Source organism: Chitinophaga solisilvae (assembly GCF_009928525.1).
Taxonomy (GTDB): Bacteria; Bacteroidota; Bacteroidia; order Chitinophagales; family Chitinophagaceae; genus Chitinophaga; species Chitinophaga solisilvae.
On sequence record NZ_JAABOK010000001.1, the window covers coordinates 118638 to 138157 of the forward strand.

At 53.9% G+C, this 19520-nt stretch carries 1 protein-coding gene (only partly in view); it reads left to right on the plus strand.

Translation table 11 applies throughout. The features are described 5' to 3' along the window. A protein-coding gene (locus tag GWG06_RS00430; RefSeq protein WP_160710766.1) for a non-ribosomal peptide synthase/polyketide synthase crosses the window boundary here: on the plus strand, positions 1 to 19506 show its 3' portion. Its footprint begins 14088 nt before the window's first position; 19506 of the gene's 33594 nt are visible here — the last part of the coding sequence; the start codon falls outside the window, past its left edge; the stop codon is at positions 19504 to 19506. Positions 19507 to 19520 lie beyond the last annotated feature (14 nt).

Here is a 19520-nt window from a genome sequence, read left to right on the forward strand (position 1 = left end):
ATGCCGGTATTACTGGAAGGGTTGCTGAACAATTATGAATTGCTGGTAACAGGTAACGCGTTGCCTGAAGTACAGCCGGACCGTTACGAAAATTACATCCGTTATATAGCGCAGAAAGACAGGGAGCAGGCCATTAACCACTGGCAGAAATATATGGCTGGCCTGGAAGCCGCCAGCCTGCTGCCTTTCATTGGTACTGCCGCCAACCGCAACAAAGGTGTCGGTAGTTATGCAGAAGAAAAACTGCTGCTGGATGAAACTGCAACCACCCGTATCACTGCCTGGACGCAACGTCATCGTATTACCCTGAATACCCTGATGCAGGGCGTGTGGTCGTACCTGTTATACCGCTATACCGGCCAGCAGGATGTAGCGTTTGGTATCGTTGTATCCGGCCGTCCGGATAACCTGCCCGGTGTGGAGAGCGCCGTAGGCATGTATATCAATACCTTGCCGTTCCATGGCAGAATAGCGTTGCAGCAGCATATAAGCGAAGCGCTGCAGACGGTTCAGTCGGAGCAGCTGCAGAACAGGGAATACCAGTACACAGGCCTGAACGAAATTCAGCGGCTCACAGGTATCACCGGCGATCTGTTCGACAGCCTCATGGTATTTGAAAACTATCCCGTGAGCGCCGCGCTGGAAGCAAAACCCTGGCTTTTGCAGATGACAGATGCCATCGTAACGGAGCATACCAATTATCCGTTAAGCATTATCATCATCGCCGGAAGAGAAATTGATATACGATTCAGTTATAACGATCTGCTGAATCCGGTATATGTGAACGCGGTAGCCGGACATTTCCGTACTGTGCTGGAACAGATGATTAGCGCGGATACACTGACATTCGGAGAGATAGATATTTTTTCTGCAGATGAACGCCATCAGCTGTTACATACTTTCAATGCGCACGATATTTCCGCCTTGCCGTCACAAACGGTACTGGACTATTTTGCGGCACAGGTAAGCGCGCAGCCGACAGCGTCAGCGGTAGTAGCAGGAGATACGGTCCTGACTTATCATCAGCTGGATGAGCAGTCTTCCCGCTTTGCGCATTACCTGCGCAGCAGGGGCGTAGCTGCGGGTACGCTGGTACCGGTATGCCAGGACCGCTCCGCAGGTATTATCGTGAGCATGCTGGCCGTGCTGAAGGCCGGCGGAGCTTATGTTCCCATAGATCCTGGCTACCCGGCGGAACGTATCGCCTATATGCTGTCTGATACCGCCGCCCGTTTGCTGATCAGCAACCGGCGCGTGCTGGAGGCATTGCCGGATTTACCAGGCGTGGAGCTGATTGATGCAGACAACCGGGAAGCCTTGTCCGGCGCATATCCTGGCACAGTGCCATCCGGTAGCGTTACACTGGATCAGTTATGCTATGTGATCTATACCTCCGGTTCAACCGGGCTGCCCAAAGGCGTACAGATTCCTCACCGCGGTTTATCCAACCTGGCGGGCTGGCACCTGGAGCGTTATGCGCTGACAGCCGGCAGCCGGACAACGGCCGCTGCAGGCATCGGTTTCGATGCATTTGGCTGGGAAGTATGGCCATCGCTGAGCGCCGGAGCAACGCTCTACATCCTGAGCGATGAACAGCGTCTGTCGCCATCGGGCCTGGCTGATTATTACAGCGAAGCGGGCATCACCCACAGCTTCCTGTCAACCATCCTCATTCCTGAGTTTGTAGCAGCTACACGGAACCGCCGTTTAGCGCTGCAATACCTGCTGGCAGGCGGAGACAAGCTGCCTGCACTGAGCCTGGAAGGGATAGACTATACCATCGTCAATAACTACGGACCTACAGAAAACAGTGTGGTTACTACCAGCTACGTATTAACGGAAAGCAGCGAAGCTGCGCCGCCGATAGGTATACCGGTAAGCCATACACGAATTTATATATTGAATGCTGCGGGGCAGCTCAGCCCCGTAGGCGTAGCCGGAGAACTTTGCATCAGCGGGGAAAGCCTGGCAGCAGGTTATCTGCACCGGCCGGAACTGACAGGAGAGAAGTTTGTGCAGTATCGTATTGCGGGAGAAATAAATACACGGATCTATCGCAGCGGCGATCTGGCGCGGTGGCTGCCCGATGGCAACATCGAATACCTGGGCCGTATAGACGACCAGGTGAAGATAAGAGGATACCGTATTGAACTGGGTGAGATAGAAAGCGTACTGCAGCAAAGCGGCTTGGTGAAACAATCCGTGGTCGTCGTCAAATCCGATGACCGCGGCAACAAACAGCTGGTTGGTTATGTAGTGCCGGAAGGTACATTTGATAAGGAGCCGCTGATTGCTTACCTGAAGAGCCGCCTGCCGGAATACATGTCACCCGCATTGTGGGTGCCGCTGGATAAGCTGCCCATGACCAGCAATGGTAAGGTAGATAAGAAGCAGTTACCGGAAGCGGATATCAGCCTGCTGCAGACTACCGGTTATGTAGCGCCGCGTACCGCAGCCGAACAGGCATTGGCGGGAATCTGGGAAGAGCTGCTGCGGGTACAACGGGTAGGCATATACGATAATTTCTTCGAGCTGGGAGGCGATTCCATCATCACCATACAGGTGGTGAGCAGGGCGAAGAGAGCCGGAATAGCATTACGTCCGGGCGATATCTTTACACACCAGCATATTGCCGGCCTGGCGGCTTTCCTGCAAACAGCCAGCGTCAGCAGCATCTCCGCCGAACAGGGTCTGCTGACCGGTACCAGCGGTCTTCTGCCCATTCAGGAGTGGTTCTTTGAAAACAACATAGCCACTTCTCATTTCAATCAGCAGGTGCTGCTGAATATTGATAAAAACATTGACAGTGATGCGCTATCGACGGCAATTGCCCGGCTGATGCAACACCACGATGCCTTGCGCTTCGCGTACCATCAGGATGCAAACGGCTGGCAGCAGACATACGGCAGCTATACCGGAAAGGTGGAAACGGCGGATCTCTCCGGGGTAACCTCCGCGGAGTTATCTGCTGCCATTACAGCCACCTGCCGTCAGGTACAGGGTAGTCTTGATATCTCACAGGGCGAGCTGTTACGCGCTGCACTCATGAAAACGCCGGCTGTTGAAAAATATAACCGCCTGCTGATCGTCATCCATCACCTGGCTGTAGACGGTGTCTCCTGGCGTATTCTGCTGGAAGACCTGCAGCAGCTGCTGGATGCGCCGTCAACTTTCAGCGGGGAAAAAGGTTACTCCTACCGGCAATGGCAGGAGGCCCTGAAAACATATGCCGGCAGCCGCCGTCTGCAGGAACAGGTAGCCTACTGGCAAACAGCCGCGGAACAATATGTTCCGCTCAGAACAGAGAAAGAAGACAGCGGCGTGATTACCGCCCGCGATACGGCCAACCACGTGGTAAGACTGGATGCTGCGTTGACACAACGTCTGCTGCAGGATTCCGGTAAAGCCTATCATACAGAAATCAATGACCTGCTGTTAAGCGCGCTGGCGCTGACATTAGCTGAATGGAACGGCCACAGCCAGGTGTCCGTCGGACTGGAAGGCCATGGCCGCGAACATATCAGCACTGAAACAGATGCCAGCCGTACCGTAGGTTGGTTTACTACGCTGTACCCCGTATTACTCCACACCGGAGAACAACGTACCCCCGCTGACGTTATCTGCCATATTAAAGAACAACTGCGTCGCATACCGGCAAAAGGTATCGGCTACGGTGTACTGAGATATATCAGTAAAGCAGCGCCGCTGCAGGGTAGGGACCCATGGGATGTGGTGTTCAACTACCTCGGACAATGGGACAATACCACCGGCGGCAGCGGACATCTGTCGGCAGCTGCGGAAGATGCAGGCCCTGCTGTGGGAGAAGATTTTATCTTCCATGATAAACTCGCGGTAAACAGCCTGGTGCGTAACGGAGAACTGGTGCTTGATTTCGGTTACAGCCTGAAACACTTTACGGCAGCAGGTATGGAAGCACTGGCTGCTAACTTCCTGCGTCACCTGGAAGTACTGATCCGTCATTGTGTGGCGCAGACCGCAACCATATTTACACCGGCAGATTACGGGCTGGCGCATGAAATCAGTTACACCGAACTGAATCGCTTCCTGGATGCACCGTACCTGCATACCCCGCGCAGGGCGCAACTGGAACGTATGTACCGCCTCAGCGGACTGCAGTCGGGCATGCTGTTCCATGGCCTGTTCGATAAAGCATCAGGTAGTTATGTGGAACAGTTTACCGCTACGCTGAATGTGGTAGATGAAGCGCTGTTCATGCAAAGCTGGGAATGGGTGATGCAACGCCATACTATTCTGCGTAGTGCCTTCTATTACGATGCTTTCAACATACCCGTGCAATGCGTGTACAGGCAAGCCGCCTTACCGCTGACAACTTTCGATTACCGCCACCTGTCCGCTGAAGAGCAGCAGGCTGCGATTAAACAATATGAAACAGCCGACCGCTACAACGGCTTCGACTTCACCGCCGCCCCGCTGATGCGGGTGTGCCTCGCTCGGCTGGATGATACGCATACCTATCTGCTGTGGAGTTTCCATCACATCCTGCTGGATGGCTGGTCTGTACCCGTAGTGATACAGGAACTGCTGGAGGCTTACGAACAGCTGTCTGCCGGTACGGCGCTGCCGGCCATCACCGAAGACCGGTACGAAGATTATATCCGTTACATACAACAGGATGAAAACGGCCTGGCAGAAGAACACTGGCGCCGTTACCTGCAACCTGTTACCGAAGGCAGCCTGCTGCCATTCGTGCAGGCAAATGCCAGCCGTACCAAAGGAGAAGGGATATATAGCCTTCATCAGCTGATGGTAGACCGGGATATAACAGCATCACTGTCTGCCTACGCCCAACGACATCATATCACCCTGAATACCCTGATGCAGGGCGTGTGGGCATACCTGTTATATCAGTACACTGGTCGCCGGGAGGTAACTTACGGTGTAACGGTTTCCGGAAGGCCGGAAGATTTACCTGGTATTGAACAGGCAGTAGGCATGTATATCAACACGCTGCCGCTGCATACAACAGTAGCTGCTGATAAGCCCTTTACCGCATGGTTACAGGCATTACAGGCAGATCAGCTGCGCAACCGCGAATACCAATATGCTTCGCTTAATGAGCTGCAACGTTGGGCGGCAGTGGAAGGAGAGTTGTTTGACACGCTGCTCGTATTTGAAAACTATCCGGTAAGCGACGTGCTCGAAGCAAAAGCCTGGCAGCTGAAAATGGAAGATGCTTCCATCACTTCCCAGACTAACTACCCTTTATGGCTGGTGATCATGGCAGGCGAAGAAATCAATGTCAGGTTCGAATTCAATACCAGCCTGATCGATGCCGCACAGGTAAAAGTGATCTCCGGTCATTTTGAACAACTGCTCACGCAGTTATCTTCCACAGAAGTCAACATGCCTGATGAGCTGGTACTGCTGACAGACAACGAACGCCGGCAGCTGGAAGGCTTCAGTAAAGTGACGGTGCCTTACAACGAACAGCTGACATTTACAGATATGTTCTCGGCGCAGGTACGCAGGACGCCTGACAGTACCGCGCTGGTGTATGAAAATGATACGCTTACCTACAGGGAGCTGGATGAACGCAGCAGCCAGCTGGCGCATTACCTGCGCAGCAAAGGCGTGCAGACAGGCACACTGGTGCCATTGTGCGTAGAACGGTCCCTGCAGATGATAGTAGGGTTGATAGGTATCCTGAAGTCAGGTGCAGCCTATGTTCCCATTGATCCGGATTTCCCGCAGGACAGAATCAGCTATATGCTGGAAGATACCGCTGCGCAGGTCATTGTAAGCAGCGCCGCCTGCCGTTCACTGTTGCCGGCAGGGAAAGATACGATTGCGTTGGATGCCGATGCGGCACTTATCGCCACGTATCCCGTAACGCCGGTAGAGATACCGGTGAAGCCGGCAGACCTGGTATACGTGATCTATACTTCCGGCAGTACGGGCAGATCCAAAGGTGTGTTGCTCACACACCACAACCTGGCTGATTACCTCGCGGGCCTGCGCGCCTTCCTGCCAGTAGAGGAATGCCGTTCCTTCGGCCTGATGTCCAGCATAGCTACCGACCTGGGTAATACCGTGCTGTTTACGGCGTTCCTGAATGGCGGTAGCCTGCATGTATTCTCCAAAGCGGCAGTAAACGATCCTTATCAGCTCAGGAGCTACCTGACGCAGCATCCGATAGATTGCATCAAGATTGTGCCTTCACACTGGAGAGCCCTTTCTATGCCGGATTACCTGCTGCTGCCGCAAAAACTGCTGATCTTCGGCGGGGAGGCTTTGCCCGCTGAGCTGGTGAACAGCATCCGCGCTGCCGGCGGAACCTGCACTATTGTTAACCACTACGGACCAACGGAAACGACTATAGGAAAACTGCTGCATGTGGTGAAAAACGATCACCCTTACCAGGAAAATATTCCTACAGGGAAACCTTTCTCCAATACGCAGGTATATGTAGTCAATATAAATGGTCAGCTATGCCCCGCAGGCGTGCCGGGCGAGCTGCTGATCGGCGGGGAAGGGGTAGCCGCAGGTTACCTCAACAATCCTGCGCTGACGGCAGAGAAATTTATCAGCGATCCTTTCAATCCTGGCAGCGGACTGCGGTTTTATCGTACAGGCGATACCGTTAAGTACCTGCCGGACGGTAATATCCTGTTCATCGGCCGCCGTGATGATCAGGTGAAAATCAGGGGATACCGTATTGAGCCAGGAGAGATAGAAAGTACGCTGGCACAGTATCCGCACATACGTCAGGCGGTTGTACTGGCAAGAGCTGACGATGCCGGTAATAAACGCCTGGTAGCATACGTGGTGCCGGACAATACCTTCAGCCGGGAAGCCGTAATCGCCTGGCTGAAAGAAAGGCTGCCGGAATATATGGTACCGCTGCTTTTCGTGGAGCTGGAGAAACTGCCGCTGACAGCCAATGGTAAGGTAGACAGACGTTCCCTGCCCGATCCGGATCTCAGCGCCCTGGCTGCAGAAGATTATGTGGCGCCGCGCAATGAAACAGAACAGACGCTGGTGAACATCTGGCAGGAAGTATTGCGATTGAACAGGATAGGCGTGCACGATAATTTCTTTGAGCTGGGCGGCGATTCCATCATCACCATCCAGGTGGCCAGCCGCGCCAGAAGAAGCGGCTATGAAGTATCTCCGAAGGATCTTTTTACCTGCCAGACAGTTGCCCGCCTGGCTGCTCAGTTGGCCGTACAGCACAACAGCAGGATACAGGCAGAACAGGAAACCCTTTCCGGTTTGAGCGGCCTGCTGCCCATACAACAGAAATTCCTGACAGGCGATCATCCTGCATTATCTCATTATAACCAACATATTACTTTCTCACTTGATAAAAGCGTACCTGCGTCCACGTTAGTACAGGCGGTGACAGCCCTGGTCCTGTATCACGATGCGCTGCGCTTCCGCTACCAGCAAGGCGATGCCGGCTGGCAGCAATCTTACGGTGATGCCGCAGGCGGAGTAGACATCATAGATCTGCAGACAACGGACGAGACAACATTCCAGGCGGAAACAGACAAACATACAACGCATTTCCAGGAAAGCCTGGATATCGGAAACGGTCGTTTGTTCCGTGCGGTATTATTCCTGACGCCGGCATCACAGCCTGTCAACCGGCTGCTGTTCATTATACACCACCTTGCTGTAGACGGCGTCTCCTGGCGTATTCTGTCGGAAGACCTGGAACTGCTCCTGCAACATCCCGGACAACCCGCGGCAGCAGTACTTGGCGCTAAAACCAGCTCTTACCGCCAATGGTGGCAGACGCTGGCCGATTATCAGCATAGCGGCAGGCTGCAGCGGCAGCGGGGCTACTGGGAAAATATTTTCAAAAGCTATACACCACTGCAAACAAACAAGCTGTATGACGGACAGGTACGTATCGCTGATATGGATACGCAGCAGGTGCAGCTGACCCCCGCCTTTACCAGGACGCTTCTGCAAGGGGTATCAGATGCCTATCATACAGAAATCAATGATATACTGCTGAGCGCTCTCGCACTCACGCTGGGAGCATGGAATAATACCTCCGCAGTGTCTGTCGGACTCGAGGGCCACGGCCGTGAACACATCGCAGATAATACTGATACCAGCCGTACCGTGGGATGGTTCACCGCTGTATATCCGGTGTTGCTGCCGGTAGCGGCAGATCCCGGCCTGCTTATCAGGCAGGTGAAGGAAACGCTGCGGCAGGTGCCGGATAAAGGAATCGGCTACGGCGTATTAAAACATATCAGCAATCAGCCATCATTACAGGGTAAAGATCCCTGGGATATTCAGTTCAACTATTTAGGTCAATCCGCCGCCGGCAGTGATGCCGGCATATTTACCCGCCCGCTCTGGGATACATTCGGGTCATCACTCAATGATCAGACGCCGGCCTCTCAGCCATTGTCTGTTAACGCCATTATTCAGGACGACACCCTTGTATTGTACTGGAGCTACAGTACAAGGCATTTTGAAGCAGAGAAAATAACGCAGCTGGCAGCAGATTATGTAACGCGTCTGGAATCGCTGATCAGCCATTGCGCTGCACAGCCGGCAGGCACCTGTTCTCCTGCAGACTTCGGACTGGAAGGTGCTGTCAGCATCGCCGAACTGGATGGCTTCCTGCAGGAACCATTTGCCGGCGGCCTGCGCAAGACACAGCTGCAACGTATGTACCGGCTGAGCGGACTACAGGAAGGCATGTTGTTCCACAGTATGTTTGATAACGGCGCCGGATCATATACGGAGCAATTCTCCGGGGAATTGCTGCACCTGGATACAGCTGCCTTTATTCAGAGCTGGAATTATTTACTACAGCAACACAGCATCCTCAGAAGCGGATTCTATACAGATGCGTTCAGCGTGGCCGTACAGGCCGTGTACAGGGATGTGCAGATACCTTACCAGCTGCTTGACTGCAGGGACTACAGCGAAGAAGCGCAGCAGCAGGCTATCAGAGATTATGAGCGTGCAGACCAGGAAAAAGGGTTTGATCACACGAATCCGCCGCTGATGCGCATTTTCCTCGCGCGTCTGACCGATACCAGGTATCATTTCTGCTGGACATATCATCATATCCTCGTGGATGGCTGGTCTATGCCGGTACTGATGGATGGCCTGCTGAAAGCCTATGAACAGCTGACTGCCGGTAAACCGTTACCCGCAGCTGCCGAAGACCGCTACGAAGATTATATACGTTACATTGACCGGCAGGATAAAGACCGGGAAGCAACTTACTGGAAGCAATATCTTTCCGGAGTGAGTGAAGGCAGCCTGCTGCCGTTTATCAGCCCTGCTGCCGACCGCAACAAAGGCGTGGGAGCATACACTACCCATCAGCTGCAGGTCAATGCGGAGGATACTGCGCGGTTGTCCCGCTATGCGCAACGTCACCGCATTACCCTGAATACCCTCATGCAGGGCGTGTGGGCGTACCTGTTATACCGCTATACCGGCCGCCAGGATATTACCTATGGCGTTACTGTTTCCGGCAGACCGGATAACCTGCCTGGCGTGGAACGCGCTGTGGGCATGTATATCAATACCCTGCCGCTGTACGCGCATATCGACGGTCAGCAACCGGTAGCCGCCTGGCTGCAGACAATACAGCAGGATCAGCTGAACAGCCGCGAACATCAGTATGTGCCGTTGACGGAAGTACAACGCTGGACAGGCGTACAGGGAGATCTGTTCGACAGTCTGCTGGTATACGAAAACTATCCCGTAAGCGAAGCGCTGTCTTCCACTACTTTACAATTGCAGGTAGAAAACGGCAGAAAGGAAGAACATACCAACTATCCGCTGGGTATAGCCGTTACCGTTACAGATGAAGTAAATGTATATTTCAGCTATAACAGCTCGCTGCTGGCAACGGCGTACATGGAAGCAGTGGCAGGCCACTTCAGGCAGGCATTGTCAGCCATGACGGCAGCAGATAATGTTTTACTGAAAGATGTGGAGATACTTTCTCCCGCAGAAGAACAACAGTTAATATTTACGTTTAATGATACCGCACAACCCATACCGGCCGCCAATACTATCATAGACCGGTTTTATGCGCAGGCGGTACGCAGGCCGGATGCGCCGGCGCTCATTACCAATGATGGCGTAATGTCGTACCGCGAGCTGGATGAACGCTCCGGCCGGCTGGCCAACTACCTCCTGAGCATCGGGGTGCAGAAAGAGATGCTGATACCGCTGTGCCTGGAAAGATCGCCGGAAATGATTGTCAGCATCCTGGGAATACTGAAGGCCGGCGCAGCCTATGTGCCGGTAGATCCGGACTATCCGCAGGAAAGAATCCGTTTCATGCTGGAAGATATTAAAGCCTCCGTACTGGTTACCAGCAGCAGCTGTGTGGGCACGCTGCCCGCGGAAGGGCTGAAAGTAGTGCTGCCGGATGCAGAGTGGGAGCTGATCCGCCATTACGACCGTACGGTATATATTTCCCTGGAGGAAGATCAGCTGGCATATGTTATCTATACTTCCGGTTCCACCGGTAAGCCCAAAGGCGTATTGATGGAGCATAAAGGAGCCGTGAATATGGCGTCCGGCCAGCAGCGCGCGCTTCACCTGGAAGATGGTACCCGTTTCCTGCAGTTTGCCTCCTTTGGTTTTGATGCCTCCTGCTATGAGGTGTTTAATACCCTGCTGAGTGGTGGTACGCTGGTTCTGCCGGATAAGGAAGATCTGCTTGCCGCAGATAAATTCGGTGCAATGGTCAGCCGGCACCAGGTAGAAGTAGTGGTATTACCTTCTTCTTACCTGCATCTCGTGAAGGATGAGCTGGGACCCGTGACAACAGTAGTGTCTGCAGGTGAACCGCTGAACCGCGATGATGCCCGCTATATCACAGACAGGGGCGCCCGTATATATAACGCCTACGGACCTACGGAGAATGCTGTCTGCACCACCATTACAGATCAGCCGCTGCTGGAAGATAATGTGGTGGTAATCGGTAAGCCGGTGGATAATATACAGGTATACATCCGTAATGAGTACGGGCAACTCTGCCCGGTAGGAGTGGCTGGTGAAATCTGCGCCGGCGGACAGGGTATCGCGCGAGGTTATCTGAACAGACCGGAGCTGTCAGCAGAAAAATTCATTGCTGATCCGTACAGTAACAGGCCTGGCGCGCGTTTGTACCGCACCGGGGACCTGGGCCGCTGGCTGCCTGACGGTAACATAGAATACCTGGGCCGTATCGATGACCAGGTAAAAATCAGGGGCTTCCGCATCGAGCTGGGTGAGATAGAATCCGTATTGCAGCAATGCGTACTGGTAAATGCTGCGGTAGTAGCAGTGAAAACTGATCCGGCAGGCAATAAGCGCCTGATCGGTTATGTGATTCCGGAAGATACTTTCGATAGGGAAGGCATCACCGCTTACCTGAAAGCTACGCTGCCGGAGCACCTGGTGCCATCTGTACTGTTATCCATAGAAAGAATACCCCTGACGCCTAACGGCAAAATAGACAGGAAGGCATTGCCGGACCCTGATACCAGTCACCTGACAGATAGTAATTACGTAGCGCCCCGGAATGCCACAGAAGCTTTGCTGGTAAATATCTGGCAGGAACTGCTGCAGATACCGCGTATAGGCGTTCACGATAGTTTCTTTGAACTCGGCGGACATTCATTGCTGGCCATGCGTCTCATCGCAGCCCTCCGTAAAATGTTGCAGGCAGAGGTGACCGTCAGAACACTGTTCAGTCATCCTACCATAGCGGAACTGGCCACCTGCCTGGCACAACAGGCGCCCGTTGCTGCCGGCAGAGAAATAACAAGAAGAGAAAGACCGGCCATGCTGCCGCTATCATTCAACCAGGAACGGTTGTGGTTTATCGATCAGCTGGAAGGCAGCATCCATTATCATATTTCTGCAGCGCTGCGCCTGCAGGGGCATCTCAGCACAGACGCACTGGAGCGTGCGCTCCGCAGTGTTGTTGACAGGCATGAAGTATTACGCACCGTGATACTGGAAGCAGACGGAAAGGCCCGCCAGCATATAGAAGAAGAAGGCTTGTGGCAGCTGCAGGTAATCAGCCGCACGGCTGCACCGGAGTCTTCCTCTTTGCAGGAGCTTATTGCCCGCCTGCTGCTGACACCTTTCGATCTGGCTGCAGACCCGATGTTACGTGCCCACCTGATATTACTGGATGATACTACCTTCATCCTGGTACTTACCATGCACCACATTGCAGCTGACGGATGGTCTTTAAGCATTCTGGTAAAGGAACTGGCCGCATTGTATGAGGCTTACGCCGCCGGCCGGGAACTGCAGCTGCCGGAGTTGCCGGTACAATATGCGGACTTCGCCCTCTGGCAAAGAGAGCAGCTGTCGCCCGCCATCCTGGAAAAACAGCTGGGCTACTGGAAACAGCAGCTGGCAGGAACAGAAGTGCTGCAATTGCCGCTGGACTTCCAGCGTCCGGCCCTGCAAAGCAAAAACGGCGCAACACATGCGTTTACCATCGGCCACGAACTGCTGGCGAAATTATATGCTCTTTCCCGCAAACAGGACACTACTTTGTTTATGACGCTGCTGGCAGCTTTCAAGGTGTTGCTGTCCAGATACAGCGGTCAGGACGACATCTGCGTAGGCAGTTCTGTAGCCGGCAGGGGACAACAGGATACGGAAGCGCTGATCGGTTTCTTTGTGAACACCCTCGCACTCCGCAGCCATCCTGATCGTAGTATGCCGTTTACCGCATTCCTGGAACAGGTACGGCAGACAACCCTGGACGCCTATGACCACCAGGATCTGCCATTTGAAAAAGTAGTGGAAGCAGTAGTGAAAACAAGGGACCTGAGTCATACGCCGCTCTTCCAGGTGATGTTTGAACTGCATAATACACCTGAACTGCCGGCATTGAAGCTGGGAGACATAACGGCTACTCCTGAACTGACCGGCGCTGTTACCTCGCAGTTTGATTTCACTGTGAACCTGCTGGAAACAGACGGTGTATTAAACGGCTACATTACTTACTGCACAGACCTTTATCATATTACCACCATCGAACGGCTGAGCGGCCACTTTACACAGTTGCTGGATGCCATCACCGCAGCGCCGGAGGCTAGCCTCGGCGAGCTGCCTATGCTGATGGAAGGAGAACAGGTGCAATTGCTGGAAGTGTTTAATAATACGGCTACGGTATATCCGCATGAAGAAACAGCGGTAAGCCTGTTCGCTAAACAGGCGCAGCTCAGGGCTGCTATCCCTGCAATTATCTTTGAAGATAAAGTATATACTTACCAGGAACTGGATGAACGTACCAACCAGCTGGCCCGCTACCTGCGCAGCAAAGGCGTTACCGCCGATATGCCGGTACCGGTTTGTCTGGACCGCTCCGCAGAAATGGCCGTGGCCATCCTGGGTATCATGAAAGCCGGCGGCGCATATGTGCCCATTGATCCGGCATATCCGGAAGACCGTATCAGCTTTATGCTGGAAGATACCCGCGCTGCTATCGTAGTTACTACCAGCGATATCAAAGACCGCATCGCTGCTTTTGCAGGGATAGATACGGTATTGCTGGACACCGACTGGAAGCAGATTAAGAAGCGTACAGTAACCGCACCTGCAGCAGTAGCCGGCTCTGATAACCTGTCGTACATCATCTATACTTCCGGCTCCACAGGTAAGCCTAAAGGAGTGATGGTAGAACATGCCGGCATGCTCAATCACCTCTACGCCAAAATCAATGACCTGCAGGTCACGGCCGATAGTGTGATTGCGTTCACGGCTTCCTATACCTTCGATATTTCGGTGTGGCAGCTGCTGGCCGCCCTGCTTTGCGGCGGCACCACTGTAATATATTCTTCCGACCGCATCCTGCAGCCATCTCAGCTGATGGAGGCTGTAGAAGCGGACGGTGTAACCATCCTGGAGCTGGTGCCTTCCTACCTGGCGGCAGTGCTGCAGGAAAACATACCGGCACAGCTGCAGCAGCTGCGCTACCTGCTGGTAACAGGCGAAGCGGTAAGTCAGCCTGTACTGGCGAAATGGTTTGCCCATCCGGCCTACGGCCGTATTCCGGTGGTTAACGCTTACGGACCTACGGAGGCCTCGGATGATATCTGTCATTATGTGATGCGGGAAACGCCATCCCGGATTAATGTGCCGGTAGGTGCGCCAGTGCAGAATATGCGCATCTATGTATTGTCTGCCGGCGATCAGCTGTGCCCTGTGGGTGTGCCAGGAGAAATCTGCGTAGCAGGTATCGGCGTATCGCGTGGTTACCTGAACCGTGCGGAGCTGACTGCCAGCCGTTTTGTGCAGGACCCTTACGGTGCTGCGGGCAGCCGTATGTACCGCACCGGCGATCTTGGGCGCTGGCTGCCCGATGGCAACATCGAATACCTGGGGCGTATAGACGACCAGGTGAAGATCCGTGGTTTCCGTATAGAACTGGGTGAGATTGAAAATGTATTGCAGCAGCATCCGGAGATAGATCAGGCGGCCGTTGTGGTGAAGACCGACGGCGATGGCAACAAACGCCTGGTGGCCTATGTGGTGGCAGTAAACGTATTTGACCGCGAACCCGTTGTGGGATGGCTGAAGAGCCGCCTGCCGGAATACATGGTGCCGGCGGTATTTGTGGCGATGGAACAACTGCCGCTGACGGGTAATGGTAAGATAGACCGCAAGGCGCTGCCGGACCCGGATACCTCTTCGCTGCAGACCAGCAACTACGTGGCCCCGCGCAATGACCGGGAAACGTTGCTGGCGGGCATCTGGCAGGATCTGCTGAATATATCACGTATAGGCATATACGATAATTTCTTTGAACTGGGAGGCGACTCCATCATTACGATACAGGTGGTGAGCCGGGTGCGGCGTGCGGGCTACAGCCTGCATCCCCGTGACCTGTTCACGCACCAGACGATAGAGGCGCTGGCCGCCCGGCTGTCGGCCGACGGGCATACGGCAGCCTCCGGGGAACAGGGCATACTGGAAGGTAGCAGCGGCCTGCTGCCGATTCAGCAGCATTACTTTGAAAGTAATAGTCCGTCGTTATCCCACTACAACCAGAGCGTGCTGCTGTCGGTAGATAAAAGCGTAGCTGCGTCCACGTTAGCGGCAGTTGTTGGCAGGCTGACGGCCACACATGATGCGCTCCGCTTTGCATACCGTTCTGCAGAAGGGGGCTGGGAGCAGTACTACAGCGACCGGCAGGCAACGCTGGACATAACAGATCTGCGTGCCGTAGCGGAAGCAGATTTTGAAAACGCTATTATCTCTCATAATAACCAATACCAGGCCAGCCTGGATATCAGCGCTGGTCTGTTGTTCCGTGCGGTGCTGATAGAAACACCGTCGTATGCATCACATAACCGGTTACTGCTGATTATTCATCACCTGGCCGTAGATGGTGTCTCCTGGCGTATTCTGCTGGAAGACCTGGAGCAGTTGCTGAAATCGCAGTCGTTACCATCTTACAAAACAGCTTCCTACCGGGAATGGCACCGCGCCTTGTCTGATTACGGTCAGCGTGATAAGATACAGCAGCAGCGCAGCTACTGGGAACGCGCAGTAGAGTTCCGTCATCCGTTACGTACGGACCATCAGTGGGATGGTATCCTAACCAGCAAAGACATGCAGCAGCATACGGCATCGCTGGAAAGCTCGCTGACACGTCAGCTGTTGCAGGAGGCGCCGCGTGCCTATCATACAGACATCAACGACCTGTTGCTGTCGTCGCTGGCGCTGACGCTGAGCCAATGGAATGAACACGCCCAGGTGGTGATAGGCCTGGAAGGTCACGGGCGTGAAGACATCGTAAAGGGCACAGACATCAGCCGTACGGTAGGCTGGTTCACAAGCCTGTACCCGGTAGCATTGTCAGTGCCGGAAGGTAAGGACATCGGATCACAGCTGAAATCCCTGAAAGAGCAGCTGCGTCAGATACCGGACAAGGGCCTTGGCTACGGGGTGCTGAAATATTTAAATAGGATAGCTTCCCTGCAGGGCACAGATCCGTGGGAAGTAGAATTTAACTACCTGGGTCAGCTGGATAACCTCGTCAGGACAGCAGAAGACGGCCTGTTATCAGGCGCAGCAGAATCTTCGGGTATATCCGTTGGCGTTAGTCATCCGGTGAGAGAGTTGTTGTCGGTGAACAGCCTGATAGAGGGCGGAGTCCTGCAACTGACCTGGAGCTACAGCAGCCGCCACTTTACGGCGGATACGATCGCAACCTTGTCAGCCCAGTACCTGCAGCAGCTGGAACGCCTGATTACGCATTGCGTGGCGGTGACCACGCCGGTGTTCACGCCTTCAGATTATAACCTGGGAGCAGAGATCAGCTATGAGGAGCTGGATGCGTTCCTGGATGCGGACTACAACGGCGAACCGCGCCGTGCGCAGGTGGAGAGCATATCCCGCCTGAGCGGTTTGCAGGAAGGTATGTTGTTCCATAGCTTGTATGACAATGAGGCCGGCGCTTACATAGAACAGTTCAGTGCGGTGATGTCCGGACTGGAACCCAAAACATTTATCCGCAGCTGGGAGTACCTGTTACAGCAGCATAGTATTCTGCGGAGCGGATTTTATCATAACGTATTTAATATTCCGGTACAGGCGGTGTACCGTGGTGTGCAGCTACCTGTGGCTATAATGGACTATAGTCATATGCTGCCCGGAGAACAGCAGGCAGCCATTGCTGCCTATATGCAGGCAGAGCGGCTGAAGCCTTTCCTCCTGGCAGCTGCGCCATTGCTGCGCATCTCGCTGATACGTACAGACAGCAACCGTTATACTTTCTGCTGGACATATCACCATGTATTGCTGGATGGCTGGTCCCTGGCCGCTTTGCTCGGAGAACTGCTGCATGTGTATGAACAGCTGATAACGGAACAGCCGTTGCCAGTAGTGCCGGAAGACCGCTACGAAGATTATATCCGGTATATAGAAAGAAAAGATAGGGAAGAAGCTGCTGCTTACTGGCGCAGGTATATCGGTGGATTTGAAGGTGCAGTTATGCTGCCGTTTATTGCTGCTACCGAAGAGCGTAACAAGGGTATCGGTGTGTTCAGGACGGAAGATCTGCGTATGGATGTTGCCACTACAGCAGTACTGGCACGCTTCGCACAGCGGAATCATATCACCCTGAATACATTGATGCAGGGCGTGTGGGCGTACCTGTTATACCGGTACACCGGCCGTAAGGATGTTGCGTATGGGGTTATCGTTTCCGGCCGCCCGGATGATATTACCGGTGTGGAACAACGCGTGGGGCTGTATATCAATACACTGCCACTGCGCGCCAATCTGGATACAGACCTGCCGGTAGCCGCATGGCTGCAGGGTATACAGGCAGACCAGGTCAGCAGCCGCGAATATCAGTATACCACCCTGAACGACATCAGCAGATGGAATCATCTTACCGGTGAACTGTTTGACAGTGTGCTGATCTTCGAAAATTACCCGGTAGATAAAGTGCTGCACGGACAGAAATGGAAACTGCAGGCAGAAAGTGTGCACATGCACGAACAGGGTAACTACCCGCTGAGTCTTGTGGTAGGCGCAGGAAAAGATATACATATCAGTTTCAGCTATAACAGTGATCTCCTGCATACAGCTGCTATTACGGCCATAGCCGGGCATTTCAGAACCGCCTTGCTGCAAATGGCAGAGAAAGAAAATGATACGCTGAACAGTATAGAGATACTGACAACAGCAGAACAGACTTATCTGCTGAGAACAATCAATGAAAATGCTTTCCCTTATCCGGCAGATAAAACCCTGACGGATCTGTTTGAAGCACAGGCGCAGCAGTCAGCCTCATCTGCCGCCGTCATTCACAACAACCGCCGGATGACCTATGCGGAGCTGGATACCCGATCCAACCGGCTGGCGCATTACCTGCGCAGCAAAGGCGCAGGTGCAGACACACTGGTGCCGCTGTTCATAGAACGCTCTCCGGAAATGATTGTGAGCATGCTGGCAGTGCTGAAGGCTGGCGCAGCCTATGTGCCGGTGCATCCGGATTATCCGGCAGAACGTATTGCTTACCTGCTGTCTGATACTTCGGCCACCATCATACTCAGCAGCGCTCAGAGCGCGCCGCTGTTACCGGCCACTGATATAACGGTTATACAGGCAGATGATACCGCATTGTATGCGGCTTATCCCGATACGGCGCCATCAGTGCCCCGGCATCCGTCATCGCTGGCCTATGTGATCTATACCTCCGGTTCCACGGGTCTGCCGAAAGGTGTGCTGGTAGAACACGGCAGCGTGGTGAACCTGGTAGCCTGCCAGGGAGCTAAGTTTGGCATAGATCATACCGAGAAGATCCTCCAGTTTTCCAACTATAATTTCGATGCTTCCGTAGAACAGATTTTCCTGGCCTTGTTCAACGGCGCTACGCTGGTGCTGCTGGATGAAGCCACCCGCCTGGATCCTGCGGCACTGGAAACATTGCTGCAACACGAAGGCATCACGCACCTGCATGCTACCCCCGGCTTCCTGGAAACGCTGACAGCAGGTAAATATCAGCTGAAGCGGGTTATCTCCGGAGGCGAATACTGCCCGTCCTCGCTGGCAGAGAAATGGAGCCGCTACGTTCCCTTCTATAACGAGTATGGCCCTACGGAAACTACGGTCACCTCGCTGGAATATCTGTATGTACCCGGTGCATCGCAGGAAGAAGGCGTGCCTGTTGGCCGCGCGCTGGGCAATACTCCCATATATCTGCTGGACAACGAACTGCGGCCGGTGCCTGCAGGCATAGCCGGCGAGCTGTACATCGGCGGTGTACAGGTAGCGAGAGGTTACCTGAACCGTCCGGAACAAACGGCTGCCAGCTTCCTGCCTGATCCGTTTGTGGCGGAAGGGCGGATGTATAAAACCGGTGATATCTGCCGGCTGCTGCCGGATGGCAACATCGTATACGTAGGCCGTAATGATGACCAGGTGAAGGTGCGCGGCTACCGTATAGAGCTGGGTGAGATAGAACACGCCATTGAACAGAGTGGCCTGGCAGCCCGTAATGTGGTGCTGGCGCGTGCCGACGATAAAGGCAATAAACGTCTTATCGGGTATATCGTACCCGCAGACAACTACGACCGCGATGCCCTGACCGCCTTCCTGAAAACACGCCTGCCGGAGTACATGGTTCCCGGCTGGTGGGTGGTGCTGGACAAGCTGCCGCTGACAGGTAACGGTAAGATAGACAAACAGGCATTGCCGGAACCGGATGCCGCCGCGTTATCAGCGAATGCATACGTAGCGCCGCGCAATGAAACAGAAACTGCGCTGGCAGCTATCTGGCAGGATCTGCTCAGTGTAGGGCGTGTAGGCGTTCACGATAGTTTCTTTGAAATGGGCGGTCATTCCCTGCAGGTCATGCGGATGATTGCTGCCCTGCGCAAAACGCTGCAGGTAGAAGTGCCGGTGAGGACCCTGTTTGAGCTGACTACCATCGATGCGCTGGCCAAATATATCAGGCTTCATCATGATGACCTCGATGATGATGACTCCAGTACCATAGAATTATAAAATAAGTGCCTCAA